Source organism: Pseudocolwellia sp. AS88 (assembly GCF_030551755.1).
In the GTDB taxonomy this organism is placed as follows: Bacteria; Pseudomonadota; Gammaproteobacteria; order Enterobacterales; family Alteromonadaceae; genus Pseudocolwellia.
The window spans coordinates 14,811-27,889 of the sequence record NZ_JAUPEC010000023.1 but is presented as its reverse complement, the minus strand read 5'-3'; the positions used below and the strand labels follow the sequence as shown (position 1 = coordinate 27,889).

Genomic DNA, 13,079 nt, shown 5'->3' with positions numbered 1-13,079 from the left:
AAATTTGAATAGCTAAATTTCTGTTAAATAATAATTTTTAGGTGAGTATTTGCTAAAAGCCTTTTATACTCAATGAATAAATAAGTAAAGGTTGTGCTGATGTCGAACGAACAAATCGATTTAAAATTAAAACAATTTGATGAGTTTTTTTCCATAACTCATCATTTTAATATTAATGCTAAACCATTAGTGAATGGCCATAACATTTCATATAACGACTTTGTTAATGACATGCCTACCCCATTTAAATTAGCGAATGATATAGATACATTAGATCAAGCAGCCCTTGCGCCGCTAGGCGCAATATCGGGTATAGCCGGTCAATTGGTACAATATTTAAATCATCAAGCTAAAAAAATTGATTTACTAGTTAACCACATCCTTAGTGAACAAGATGAAAAAGAGCATCGTTATCAAGGAACAAACTTTGGTGGAGGAGGTATTGAGTTTATCAGTGATAATTCACTTTGCTTGAACGATGTTATTGAATTAAAAATATTTCTAACTCATGCTAATTGCGCTATTTATTGCCATTCAGAGGTTATATCTATTGAGGAAAAATTATTAGAGGGTGATACTGCTAACAATGAAAAACAATATCATCATAAAGTTATTTTCCGTCATATAAGAGAAGATGATAGGGAAAGACTCGTTCGCTCAAGTCTTCACCTTCAGTCTAAACAATTACAGCAGCTCGCTAAAGAGCGAAATAAGCAATTAAACCAATAAGGACGTCGTGATGGCAACCATAGGAATTATTATCGCATTAATCGCTTTAGGGCTAATAGTTGGCGGGATTTTATTATTAAAACAATCAGCTAAAAAATTCAATCTATCTGAGCAACAACTCGAAGATATAAATAAGCGTAACGCTGAATTAAATGCAGAAGAAAAAAAAGAGGAATAGTTTCTTTTTAACTTTAACTTCTATAAAGAGTTTTTATTAAATGAAACCCGAACTTTGTTTTTACTGGGCCATGAACTTTATAAAGCTCTTTTTTAAAAACTACGTCATCAAACTGTTTAACCATTTGGCCTTTTTTGAATTCTCCTAAATCTCCACCCTTCTTTTTTGAAGGACAAATTGAATGCTTTTTAGCAAGTACCGCAAAGTCAGCTCCTTTTGCTAATTGAGAAAGAAGGTCTTGTGCGAGTTTCTCTGTTTTCACTAAAATATGTATAGCGCTTGCTGTTGCCATAAAAAGATACCAAATTAACGTTTTTCATATTATATATCTCCTACTTATTAACCACAAACACCAAAACATCACTAATTTTGAACTAGGTTATTTTTCTCTTAGGTGTTTTCATATAGACTTAGGCAATTTTAATAATCGAGAATATGACATGGCTTCGATCAATCATTTATTTGAAAGCAATATTAAATGGGCTGAAGATATAAAAAAGGAAACTCCTGACTTTTTTAAACTTCTTTCAGAGCAGCAATCTCCTGAATACTTATGGATAGGATGTTCTGATTCTCGAGTTCCAGCAAATACATTAATGGGTTTACTACCTGGTGAAGTGTTTGTTCATAGGAACATTGCAAATCAAGTAATACATACTGACTTGAATTGTTTATCTGTGATTCAATTTGCTGTAGATGTTTTAAAAGTAAAACATATCATTGTATGTGGTCATTATAGCTGCGGTGGTATTAAGGCTGCTCTTGATGATAAAAGCCATGGTCTTATTGATAATTGGCTTAGACATATTGAAGATGTATATCGTTTTCATAAAGAGCAACTTGATACAGTTGAAGATCTTGATAAGAAAGCGGACTTAATGAGTGAATTAAACGTAATGGAACAAGTCGTTAACGTTTCCAAAACAACTATATTGAAAAATGCTTGGAACAATAACCAAGACATTACTGTTCATGGTTTTATTTACAATGTTCATGACGGGATTTTAAAAGACTTAAATGTGTCGGTTGATTTGAGCTCAATTAAACAAGCTAATCTAACTAAATAACAATAATTAACTATAAATCATTTGAATGAAAGTCTTTATTAAAACACTTTCATTCAAACAACTTTTATTCATTAAATTCCAGATATATTTAATGTAAATTATAGTGCAGAGAATTCTTATTAAACCTCAGACCTCCTTACCCAAAGTAAACAAGCTTATATTAGCCCCAATGGAAGGTGTTATAGATCCCTTGATGCGTAAGATACTTTGCACCATTAATGACTACGATCTATGTATTACAGAGTTTGTAAGAGTTGTTGACTCTCTTGTTCCTAAAGTGATTTATCATAGAATTTGCCCTGAATTACACCATGGATGCCACTCAAGTAATGATACTCCTTTACGTATACAACTCTTAGGGCAAGAACCTAAGTGGATGGCTGAAAATGCTGTTAGAGCCATTGAGCTAGGTTCTCATGGTATTGACGTAAACTTTGGTTGCCCAGCCAAAGCGGTTAATAAAAGTAAAGGTGGCGCGGTATTATTAGATGAACCTGAAAAGATTTATCAAATATTATCAGCAATAAAACAATCAATTGGTGAAGAGCATACACTTTCAGCAAAAATCCGTTTAGGCTTTAATGATACTTATCTATTTGATGAAGTAGTCTCTGCTATAGAGGCTTCAGGGGCTAAAGAATTGACAATACATGCAAGAACAAAGTTGCATGGTTATAACCCTCCCGCTTATTGGGAATATATTAATAGAGCGGTAACTCGAACCCAGATTCAAATCAATGCTAATGGCGAAATTTGGAACCGTAACGATGCTTTAAAATGTATCGATGTATCAAATACTAAAAATTTAATGTTAGGTCGAGGTGCCCTATCCTTACCTAATATAGCGAATACCATAAAGTATGATGATGCTGAAATGACCTGGTCTGATTTAAATGAGTTACTGTTGCTATACACAGATCTAGAACTTGAAGGCGATAAGAGTTTTTACTTTTCTAGTCGTTTAAAGCAATGGCTTAAATATTTAAAATTACAATATCCTCAAGCTGAGCAATTATTTCAATCTATTAAAAAACTAAAAAACAAAGATGAAATATTACACTTTGTACATACAATAAACTGAGCATTTAAACTAAAGTTAGTTTTAAGAAGTGCCATAAAATCTAAATTATTTAAACAATCTCCTAGCAACTAAAGGTTTTAAAATTTAATAACTGATACTTTAATAAGGTTTATCTCATTCGACTTGTTAAAACAACTTCAACAATCAGCAATTAATTTATAATTCTAAACTCTGTCAATTTAGCTTTAATCCGAGATAACTCGCACGTTTAAACAATTATTCATTGCCCTTGCATAGATTGAAATCCCCTTTTAAATAACCTGAACTTGAATAAGTGATTATGCCTAATATTGTTATTTAGCCGCCTACCATCGTTCCCTGTATGGATGTAGATACTTAGTTTTTATCGGGAATAAAAACGCCTTGGTATAGAGCTAAATATCAATATTAGGGAAGTATGAAATCATCTAGATGGGTTAAAATTCTATTGCGTAATTTATAAGGAATTATAAACCAAAAACTTACAACCCCCATTTCTCGTGTTCTGGTTATACCAAACGGATTAATTAGATAAATCAAATTTGTCTTTACTGAAATGATTGAAAACGCTACTGAGTAACATAGAGAATAATCAGGCATAAAAAAACCAGCATAAATGCTGGTTTTTATAAAGTGACTATTTAAGTGATTAGATAGAAACTTTTTTACGTCTTGCAGTATCCTTGATAAAACCAGACCAGCCTTTTGCAGCTTTCTTAGTTTTAGGATCTTTCATTGCTTTTTCAATTGCGTTATTAGCTTGTTTGTATTGTTCTAAATAGAAATGTGCTTCAGCAATACTCATGTATAACTGACCTCTATTATCAACACCAAGTTCCAATGCTTTATTGAAAGCAACGATAGAGCTTTTAAATTGCTCATCTTGTTTAAGTAACGCACCTTGCTTGCTGTAATATTTAGCTTCGTTGGTCATTTTCGCCAATTCACCATAATATTTAGCAGCTTTATCGATGTGTTGAGCAGCATGCCAAGCATTAGCTAGAGTAGATAAGTTTTTATCATCTCTTTTAACTGTTCCTGAAGCAATATGCTTTTCTAACAAGGTTGCAGATGTAAAAGGAATACCTTTTTGTGAGTACAAGCTAGCAAGTACTTTAATTTCAGACTCTTTCTCAAGGTAACCTTGTTTATAAGCCAAATCTAAAGTAGCTAATGCTTTGTCATAATCTTCAACTAATGTGTAGAACTGACCTAATTGAACCCAAAACGTCTTAACTTCTGGAAACAATTGAACTGCCGTTTCTAATACATCAACCGCTTCTTTAAACTTTTTACGCTCATAAAAAGAGGTAAGTTTTAAGATATAAGGGTTCTGACTTTGCTTATCACCAAAAGCAGCTATTGCTTTATCAGCAGGAGCAATTACTTTATCTAGTTCTTGTAAAGAATAGTGAGCATTGGCTATTTTAACCCATGTATCACCATCAGATTTACCAGTAAAATCCATCCAAGCATTATAGTTAACTAATGCTTCTCTGTATTTTTGCTTTTGCATTTGTAAATCAGCTATTAATTTAATGGCTTCACCATGATCACCTTCATTAAGGATATCTGGTTTAATTGCCATTTCTAAATACTTAATAGCTTCTTCTTCTTTATCACCCATAGTTGCATACATGATAGCGATAAAGCGATTAACATAAGCTTTGTCGTAATCTTTTTTAGCATCTATGTCTAATAAAACTTGTAATGCACCTGGGATATCATCCGCAGAATACAATTCAAATGCAGCACCAACTTTTTTACCAACAGATGGACCAACAAGTTGTGTTGGTCGTTTAGCTTTTTCTTCAGCACCAACTCCAGCAGCATAAGCTGACGAAGTTAGAGGCAACTGCACTGCAGTTACTGAAGCAGCAATAACTAAAGACAAAATAAGTTTATTCATAATTAGCTACCTCCATCCATTTTAAAGTCTAGTTGAACTGACAAACCAGGTTGACGCATAGGCTTACCATCAACAACTTTAGGTTTATATTTCCACTTACGAAGTGCACGTTTAGCTTCTTTATCAAAAATACGTTTTGGTTGAGCTTCGATAACTTCTACGTCTTCAACTCCACCAATTTCGTTAATTGTAAATGAAAGCTTAACCCAACCTTCTTTACCATCACGCGCTGCTTGCATTGGATATTTAGGTTCAATACGAACAATCGGTGTAGCATCACCATCACGTCCAAAACCAGCACCCGGTGCAGATATACCTGCATTAGCTCCTGACAACTTAATACCAGGCATGTTAAAACCAATGCCACTTGTATTGTTGTTAGCTTCAGGCTCTGGAGCTTGAGGCTTAGGTGGAGACTTAGGCGGCGGCGGTGGCGGCGGCGGAACACGTCTACGTGTTTCAGCTGACGACTTCGGCGGCGTAGTGTTTACTTCTACTATTATATTCTCTAATTGCTCTTCCTTGTTTCTATCACCGCTAGAAACAAGAAATGCCATAAATGAAAATAGTACAAATGTTACCCCGGCGCCTAGTAGTATTGATACTAAAAAGCGAACCATAAGTTACCCCTTAGCTGCAGCAATAGAAATTCGGTCTATACCTGCATCTTTAATTGCATCCATCACTTTAACAACAACACCATGTTTAGCGTCTTTGTCAGCTTGAATGATAACAACATCAGTAGGTTGTTCAGCTAACGCTTTTTCAATGTTAGCAGCTAAACGTTCGATATCAACACGACGTTTATCAAACCAAACTTCACCAGTATCTTTCACCGCAATGAAAATATTTGCTGATTTTTGTTTGCTTTGGTTCGCTGCTTTAGGTTTATTAACTTCAATACCAGCTTCTTTAACAAAAGAAGTAGTTACAATGAAGAAGATCAGCATGATGAATACGATGTCAAGCATCGGTGTCATATCAATTACTGCTTCTTCGTCTTCACGATTACGTTTACGTGCCATTCGAATTTCTCTCTAGTGATGAGGTAAACTGTCAACCAGTTTAGCCTTTGCTAGTTTAACTTTAGCGTCTAATCTTGAGCTAAAAAATACACCTGATAATGCAGCTACCATTCCTGCCATTGTAGGAATTGTTGCCATAGATATACCTGCAGCCATTAAACGTGGGTTACCAGTACCTTGTTGCGCCATAACTTCAAACACGCCAATCATACCTGTAACCGTACCTAATAGTCCGATAAGAGGACACATAGCTACTAAAGTTCTAATTGTGAGCATACGTTGCTCTAATAATTCTGTCGCTTCGGAGATCCAAGTATCTCTAATACGATGTGCATACCAAGACGTAGTGTCTTCACGTGCATCCCAACGTCCAACGATATCGTCTTTCATTTTTGGGTACACCGATGATAAAAACCAATAACGTTCTATCATCATTATCCACATCAAAAAGAGAGCGAAGGCAACAACATAAAGTACATTACCACCTGTCGCAATAAAACTCCTGACAGATTCTATAAGCTCTATCAGGAATAACATTATTTAGACTCCTTCTCTGCGATTGCAGCAATTAAACCAGCGCTTTGCTCGTCTAATTTTTGAAGTACTGATTTCGCACGGCCAGCAATTATACTGTGAATTAGAATTAGAGGTAATGCACAAATAAGACCTAAAGCAGTTGTAACAAGTGCTAATGAGATGTTACCAGCCATAATTTTCGGGTCACCTGTACCGAACAATGTGATTGTTTGGAACGTCATGATCATACCGATAACTGTACCTAATAGACCCATTAGAGGAGCAATAGCAGCGAACATTTTGATTAAGTTAATACCACGGTCAACTTTTGGAGTTTCACGTAAAATACCTTCATCAAGTTTAAGTTCAAGCGTTTCAGCATCAACTGACTTGTTGTCATGATAAATTTGAAGTAGTCGACCTAGAGGGTTGTTTGAGTTAGGTTGATCAAGGTTTTTCTCTTGAGCTCTAATTTTAGCACTCATTGCGCCTAATACGATGAAACGTTCAAGAGCAATTAAAATACCTAAGAATAGTAATGCAGTGATTGCATAACCAACTTCAGCACCTTGATGGTAAAATTCCATTAAAGTACGCTTACGAGTTTCAAGTGCTAAGATACCACCACGAGATGGATCAACATAAACTGGAGCATAGCCAGAAGATGTGTTGAAAAAGCTTGAAGCTGTACCCGAAATGTAACCTGCTGGTTGCTTAGCTAGAGGTTGAACTTGTGATACTTCGTCATTGTAAGTTAAGTAACCGTCAGCAGAAACTAAGTTGAAAGTACCGATACGAGTAACAGATTGAGTTGATTTAGAACCATCTAGAGAAGTTACTTCAACATTAAATTGTGAAACTTCACCTGATTGAGTCATTTCAGTTTGTAATGCAAACCATAACTCTTCTAAATCTTCTAAAGCTGGGATTTCTTTAGAGTTAGCAATACGGCTTAATGCTTCACCACGACCTGGGTATTCAGCACTAACAATTGAAGATGAGATAGCACCGAAAGCATCAGCAGCTGCAGAACGACTTACACCGAACATTTCACCTAAAGTACCTTTTGCGTTATCTAATTCAACTTCTTTTTGAGCTAATGTAATTTCGTTAGCTGCATACTCTTGAGTTAAACGTTTGTTACGAGCATTTTGGTCTGCTAATTCTTTTTTAGCTTTATTCAAAAGTGCTTGTTTGTCTGCACGTGCTGCAATAAATTCTGCTTCACGTTTTTTATCAAGTTTAGCTACTGAAATTCTGTCAGCTTTAACTTGGTTTAAAAGATCATTTAAATCGTTTGCTGAAGCTGAAGCTGCTAATGTAAAAGAAGCAGAAAGCATTACATAATTAAGAAACTTTTTCATTATTTAGCTCCTGCTGCAAATACTGGTAATTTTGTTAAGTCCATTGGTAATTGTTTACGTGCCATAGCAATGGTTTCTTTAACTGCTTTGATATATTCGTCTCCTAATACATCCCATGAACGAGTTTCATTGTTCCAAACCCATGCATTTTTCATATCTAATGATTGAGCAACAAAAGCGATTCTGCCCATATGAACGAAATCAGCAGTGATAGTACGGTCGCCTAAATCAAGTTCACCTTGGTAAGCTTCAAAAGCTGTACCGTAGTTTGCTTCAATTTCATAAGCTTCAAGAACTAAACGGAATTGCTCAGATGTAGTAACGTTTGAGTCACTCATTACTGTACGTAAAGTTTCGATACGGTCTTTACGAGTATCGATAGCCATTGGAACATCAAGTTCTACGAACTTTTCTAATGTTTCAATCATTTTGTACATTAATGGAACAACACCTTGCTTAACTTTATCAACGCCATCAATTTGCTTTTGTAAAGAAGCAATATTTTTAAGTTGGTCGTTAACCATAAGTTGAACGTGATCGTTATAACCAGATAATACCTCAGCTTCATCAACTGTATTACGGTATTCACCTAAAAGATCAATAGTTTGTTCGTAAATGCTATCGATTTTCTTTTGAGATTGAACCGATGCTTTGAAAGTGCGAGCTTCTGCTGATTGTAAATCAGATAACTGATCTGCAACTGCAAAAGTGCTTGCTGCTAGTGTTATTGCGCCAATCACCGATGAAGCGATAAGGCTTTTTTTACTTAATTTGGACATAGTTCCCAACCAATTGCTATTGAATTTTGATAACAAATATTATTGTTAACGCAAATGAAATTTTCTAATAAAATTTAACGCATTATTTTTATTTCTCTAGAATAAGAATAATACGATATTCCCAGTTGACATTAGTGTCAACAAAAGAGAATAAGTTTAAAAGAATTTTTATAGAAGACTTTCTTTGTGTTTTATAATGTTATACCCAGAAAAATTACTACACAAGAATAATATGTTTTCAGTAATTATAATTAAAGTGTTTATCCTTAAAACTTTTAGTTTCCACACTATACTTATATTTGCCAGCATATGTTTTACTAATTCATTCGTACTAAGTCAAACATTCTTATAATAAAAGTTAAATAAAAGTAAGTTTTTGGTTATTTTTTCCCTAATGAGTACATTTTTTACTCACCCCAAATAACTCACTCACTTGTTTTAGAATCGATAATTTGTCGATTTTTCGAGCCAATTCGTCTTTAATTTGCTTCAGCTCAAATCTTGAGGAGTCTTCTTATTGTAATATGGTACACTCTATCTCCGAATTTTTATGAATAACTAGGAAAATGACCTTGACCGAAGTGGTTCTTGATATTAATACATGGATTACCTTGTGTAGTATCGGTTTTATTGCTGGAATGATTGACGCTATAGCTGGTGGCGGAGGAATGTTAACGATCCCGGCATTACTTACAGCAGGTCTTCCACCTCACTTAGCTTTAGGCACAAATAAACTAGCTGCATCATTCGGTTCTTTTACAGCTTCAGTTGCCTTTTACAAGAAAAAACTCTTTAATCCAATATTCTGGAAATATTCGTTATATACAACAGCTATAGGTGCAGTTATAGGTACCTTAGTGGTTAATTATTTAAGTACTGATTTTTTAGAGATTGCCCTGCCTGTTGTTATTGTTCTAACAGCAATATATACCGTGTTTTCTAAAAATGTTATTAAAGAATCAACAGAACTTCCTAAGCAAAACAAACAGCTCTTTACTAAGCAAATGATACAAGGGTTAACATTAGGGTTTTATGATGGAGTTGCAGGGCCTGGTACTGGGGCATTCTGGATGGTCTCATCTACAATACTATATAAAATCAATATACTCATTAGCAGTGGTTTAGCTCGTTCAACCAACTTTATTAGTAACTTTTGTAGTTTGTTAACCTTTATCTATCTTGGTCACGTGAATTTTGTTTTAGGTTTATCAATAGGTATTTTTATTATGTTAGGAGCGCTAGTTGGATCACACTTTGCGATAAAACTCGGTAGTAAGTTTATCCGACCTGTTTTTGCCACCATCGTTATTGCTATGGCAATTAATTTAGCTTACCAAGCTTGGTAAATCATCTATGAAGAGCTCAATTTCTATAGAAAAAATTTACGTTATACTCGCTGACTTAGAAGAAACAGCGTCCATATTAGATAACAGTAATAGTAAATTAAAAGCACATTCTTTATTACAAGACTCTCCCATGTTTTCTGTCAACTTATTTAATACTAACAGTGATTTATTTACTGATTACGTAATAGAAATTAAAAGTAAAACAGCGCAACTATCACGCTTAATTAAGAATAAAAATGAAGAGCTATCAAAATACCAAATAGAGCTAATAGAAAAACAAATATCATCTTTGCATAATGCTTTTCACTCAAATAAAAACATTCATGATGAAGCGCAAAACAGATTAAATGCAATGGCAAGTCGTCGCTATAAAAAAGCAGTTAAAGCCGTTATTCAACCTTCTCAAAACTTGTATCAAAACCTATCTGAACATCATGAATTTGAACGACGCTTATTACAAATGTTGCAAGATAAAGAACAAGAGCGTGTTCAAGCATCTAGCGCTACCTTTAACAAGTTATCGCAAGATGTTTTAACTTTACATCAAAGATTAGGCCGTTGTAGGCAAGCTATTTCGAAAATAGAGGCGGATATTGTTAAATTTGAAAGTCGTAACTAATATCCCGACAAAAGCAAAGGTTCATATTATTAACCTAAACTTTACTTCTACCCTTTTTATAATAATTTGTTAAATATTAAACTTATCTGTTTAGAACATACTGTTCTATACTCTTTAATAGTTTATTAATTTAGGAGATTTTGATGAAAATAGCTGACGACATTCATAACTATTATGAGAGATTGGTTTCGCAACACTTTGCTGCACTTAAGGTTGATGAGAAATATGATGAAGACTTTATCGCAGACTTAACTTGTGTTGTGCTAAACCAACTACCTACTCGATATATTAGACATGAAGTAGATATGGCTTTCTACTTACCAGCATCAGAACGTTTTGAAATGGAAAACAAAGTAAAAACAGCAATAGATAAAGCACTCGTTTTTATGACCACGCATCACACCAATTAATGAAACGTTATTGTTCAATCATAACTACATAACAATAAACTTTACTGATTAATATTATACTAAGGTTTTTTATATAATTTATTTAAAAATTATCATTAATCAGTAAAGTAAAAATAAAAAGAATAAACTCTTCGTCAAAAATCCCAAAAATAGTAAAAACATTCCTTCTTCAATTATTCATTATTTAAAGTTCTTCAAGCAAATACCAGCTTTAATTCATTCTATGTTACATTAAATAAAAAACGATAATAAAAACACTTCATATGCGTAACATAAAAAAATCAAAAGGCTTTACCCTCATTGAGTTAGTTGTTGTGATCGTTATCCTAGGTATCTTATCAGCAGTAGCATTACCTAAGTTTGTCAACTTCACATCAGAGGCTATTATAGCAAGTAGTGAAAGCTTAAGAGGTAGTATAGATACAGCCGCTCAACTAACGTATCTAAAAGCTATAATAAATAATAAACATGAAGAAGCAGCAAGTACCATAGAAATCAATGGTGAAACTATAGATATTGTTTACGGCTACCCTGCAGGAACAGCAAACGGCATTGTGAAATTAATGGCTATCGATTTTGATGATTTTGCAAATGGAGATACAAGTGGAGAGTGGCACAGTCGTGCGAGTACATTTTCAGGTGCATGGGTATATTGGCATGGTAGCTTCGATGAAAATGCCGGGTCGTTAAGATGCTATGTACGATATAGACAGTCAACAGCCGAAAATACAAAACCAATTATAGACTTCGAAAATAGAGAGTGTTGATCAAATATTGTTTAAAAAACATTAACATTAATTAAAAGAAATTCTGATATATAAGAATAAGCAGTTATTAAATTATGTTAAAAAGAATAATTACTAGGATGAGAAGTGGTGGTAACCAAATCAGCCACACCTCGGCACATGAGTCCTTTGCTGCAGTTGCTTCCTTCCGGACCTGGCTGAGTTCACAAAGTATCATTGCGAGGGGACCGAAATGGTCACCATAGAGCTTGTTTAACGGCAGGGATTATCCCTAAACCATTAGCGTGTTGCAAGTACTAAAGTCAGGATTTGTTTCGTCTGCTTTTTTTTCATACAAATATAAATAATTAAGCATACATATAACGAAAAATCTCTTCTAACTCTGGTAGATTAATTACCTTTGTTTAATTTTTCGTTTATCTCTAACAATACAGATTTAATAACAAGAAGGTTATCTTTACCTATACGTAACATTAATTTGTCTGCATCATCTAAAGCTTCAATTTCAGGTGATTTATATTGATACATAACACTTGGACGAATAAGTTCAGTGCTTTCTTTTGGAAACTCTAAATCTAAAACTTTAGTTATTGATGCTTGAAGTACTTCATCAAACTGTTTGTCTGGGTAGCCTAACTCTGAATAAGCTTGAACAATTAGCGGACGTAATTCTTGGTACCACTCAACTAAAGTTTCAGTATCTACTGCGCGAAATAAATCAACATATAAAGCAAAACGTTTAAAGCTTGCTTCATCAAGTTCAAAAATTTGGCTCTCTTTATTTAAGGTATTATCGACTAATTCTTGTTTTGCGCTAAAAGAGCTTGTTGGCTTAACAAAAGGACTATGACTGTAAACAACACTTCCTTGAGCAAAGTTATCAACAAAAACAACAAATCGACGGATCATATCGTCATCAATCAATAACTCGAGTAATTCTTTTCTCCAAATAATTGCCGATAATTTTTCTTGTACCCAAGAGTCGCTGTCATCTAGTATTGGCGTAATAGGTATGATTTCAGGCTCTAGTAATTCTTGTGTTGGCATTTCTGTTTGTGCTGGTTCTTCTGGAAGAGAAGTAGTGAAGCTTTCATCAATAGGCTCATCAATTGTAGGCGGAAACTCTAAAGGCGCTTCAATAACAGCAGGCTCATCAATAACAACAGGAGTTTCTTCAACTTTAGGCTCTGAAAGTAAAAACTTCCAAGCTAAAAACACACCAATAACAATAACGATTATTACTGTAACAAGCGCCCATGAGGATGGTTTTGTTTCATCTGAAGACATATTCATAACAACCTTATTTTACTTAAAAACACGATATACCAACT

Annotated in this window: 16 protein-coding genes and 1 other RNA gene; 8 read left to right on the top strand and 9 right to left on the bottom strand. The window is 34.2% G+C overall.

Annotation, left to right across the window (positions count from 1 at the left end; all coding sequences use genetic code 11):
• The first annotated feature begins 99 nt into the window (after positions 1-99).
• Both Q5N69_RS14575 and Q5N69_RS14570 read left to right on the top strand, forming a co-directional pair.
• Positions 100-729: a PilZ domain-containing protein gene (locus Q5N69_RS14575; RefSeq protein WP_304369788.1), complete on the top strand. Its 630-nt coding sequence runs from the start codon at positions 100-102 to the stop codon at positions 727-729.
• A 10-nt stretch (positions 730-739) separates the two neighbouring features.
• On the top strand, positions 740-907 hold the full coding sequence (locus Q5N69_RS14570; protein WP_304369787.1) for a DUF2897 family protein: 168 nt from the start codon (positions 740-742) through the stop codon (positions 905-907).
• Positions 908-920: 13 nt separating this feature from the next.
• Here the strand turns inward: Q5N69_RS14570 and ppiC are convergent, their stop codons facing one another.
• Positions 921-1,199, bottom strand: a complete 279-nt coding sequence (gene ppiC / locus Q5N69_RS14565) for a peptidylprolyl isomerase PpiC (protein ID WP_304369786.1) — start codon at positions 1,197-1,199, stop codon at positions 921-923.
• A gap of 148 nt (positions 1,200-1,347) precedes the next feature.
• On the opposite strand from ppiC, the gene can reads away from it, so the two are divergent.
• Positions 1,348-1,974, top strand: a complete 627-nt coding sequence (gene can, locus Q5N69_RS14560) for a carbonate dehydratase (protein WP_304369785.1) — start codon at positions 1,348-1,350, stop codon at positions 1,972-1,974.
• A gap of 169 nt (positions 1,975-2,143) precedes the next feature.
• Positions 2,144-3,055: a tRNA-dihydrouridine synthase gene (locus tag Q5N69_RS14555; RefSeq protein ID WP_304369783.1), complete on the top strand. Its 912-nt coding sequence runs from the start codon at positions 2,144-2,146 to the stop codon at positions 3,053-3,055.
• A gap of 628 nt (positions 3,056-3,683) precedes the next feature.
• Here the strand turns inward: Q5N69_RS14555 and Q5N69_RS14550 are convergent.
• Genes Q5N69_RS14550 through Q5N69_RS14525 form a run of 6 tightly spaced genes read right to left on the bottom strand, consistent with a single transcriptional unit; the run spans position 3,684 to position 8,627 of the window.
• Positions 3,684-4,943: a lipopolysaccharide assembly protein LapB gene (locus Q5N69_RS14550; protein WP_304369781.1), complete on the bottom strand. Its 1,260-nt coding sequence runs from the start codon at positions 4,941-4,943 to the stop codon at positions 3,684-3,686.
• A gap of 2 nt (positions 4,944-4,945) precedes the next feature.
• Positions 4,946-5,563: an energy transducer TonB gene (locus tag Q5N69_RS14545; RefSeq protein WP_304369780.1), complete on the bottom strand. Its 618-nt coding sequence runs from the start codon at positions 5,561-5,563 to the stop codon at positions 4,946-4,948.
• Between the two features lie 3 nt (positions 5,564-5,566).
• Positions 5,567-5,968, bottom strand: coding sequence for a biopolymer transporter ExbD (locus Q5N69_RS14540; RefSeq protein WP_304369778.1), 402 nt, complete (start codon positions 5,966-5,968; stop codon positions 5,567-5,569).
• Between the two features lie 12 nt (positions 5,969-5,980).
• Positions 5,981-6,505 carry a MotA/TolQ/ExbB proton channel family protein gene (locus Q5N69_RS14535; protein WP_304369777.1) on the bottom strand — a complete coding sequence of 175 codons (525 nt, stop codon included), beginning with the start codon at positions 6,503-6,505 and terminating at the stop codon, positions 5,981-5,983.
• Positions 6,505-7,848: a MotA/TolQ/ExbB proton channel family protein gene (locus Q5N69_RS14530; RefSeq protein WP_304369775.1), complete on the bottom strand. Its 1,344-nt coding sequence runs from the start codon at positions 7,846-7,848 to the stop codon at positions 6,505-6,507. The genes Q5N69_RS14535 and Q5N69_RS14530 overlap by 1 nt, the downstream gene beginning before the upstream one ends.
• The gene (locus Q5N69_RS14525; RefSeq protein ID WP_304369774.1) at positions 7,848-8,627 is read right to left on the bottom strand and encodes a DUF3450 domain-containing protein; all 780 of its coding nucleotides are present in this window, start codon (positions 8,625-8,627) and stop codon (positions 7,848-7,850) included. The genes Q5N69_RS14530 and Q5N69_RS14525 overlap by 1 nt, the downstream gene beginning before the upstream one ends.
• A 572-nt stretch (positions 8,628-9,199) precedes the next feature.
• Here Q5N69_RS14525 and Q5N69_RS14520 point away from each other — a divergent pair.
• The 4 genes from Q5N69_RS14520 (at position 9,200) to Q5N69_RS14505 (ending at position 11,769) form a co-directional block, all read left to right on the top strand.
• Positions 9,200-9,973, top strand: a complete 774-nt coding sequence (locus tag Q5N69_RS14520) for a TSUP family transporter (RefSeq protein WP_304369772.1) — start codon at positions 9,200-9,202, stop codon at positions 9,971-9,973.
• A 7-nt stretch (positions 9,974-9,980) separates the two neighbouring features.
• A complete protein-coding gene (gene priC / locus Q5N69_RS14515; RefSeq protein ID WP_304369771.1) occupies positions 9,981-10,592 on the top strand; it encodes a primosomal replication protein PriC in 612 nt (203 codons plus the stop codon).
• Positions 10,593-10,735: 143 nt separating this feature from the next.
• The gene (locus tag Q5N69_RS14510) at positions 10,736-11,002 is read left to right on the top strand and encodes a late competence development ComFB family protein (protein WP_304369770.1); all 267 of its coding nucleotides are present in this window, start codon (positions 10,736-10,738) and stop codon (positions 11,000-11,002) included.
• Positions 11,003-11,265: 263 nt separating this feature from the next.
• Positions 11,266-11,769, top strand: coding sequence for a type II secretion system protein (locus tag Q5N69_RS14505; protein WP_304369769.1), 504 nt, complete (start codon positions 11,266-11,268; stop codon positions 11,767-11,769).
• 115 nt (positions 11,770-11,884) lie between these two features.
• On the opposite strand, the gene ffs is transcribed toward Q5N69_RS14505, so the two are convergent.
• An RNA gene (gene ffs / locus Q5N69_RS14500) (signal recognition particle sRNA small type) lies at positions 11,885-11,981 on the bottom strand.
• A gap of 157 nt (positions 11,982-12,138) precedes the next feature.
• Positions 12,139-13,035 (bottom strand): DUF3014 domain-containing protein, encoded by an 897-nt coding sequence (locus Q5N69_RS14495; protein ID WP_304369767.1) that lies wholly within the window; start codon positions 13,033-13,035, stop codon positions 12,139-12,141.
• Positions 13,036-13,079 lie beyond the last annotated feature (44 nt).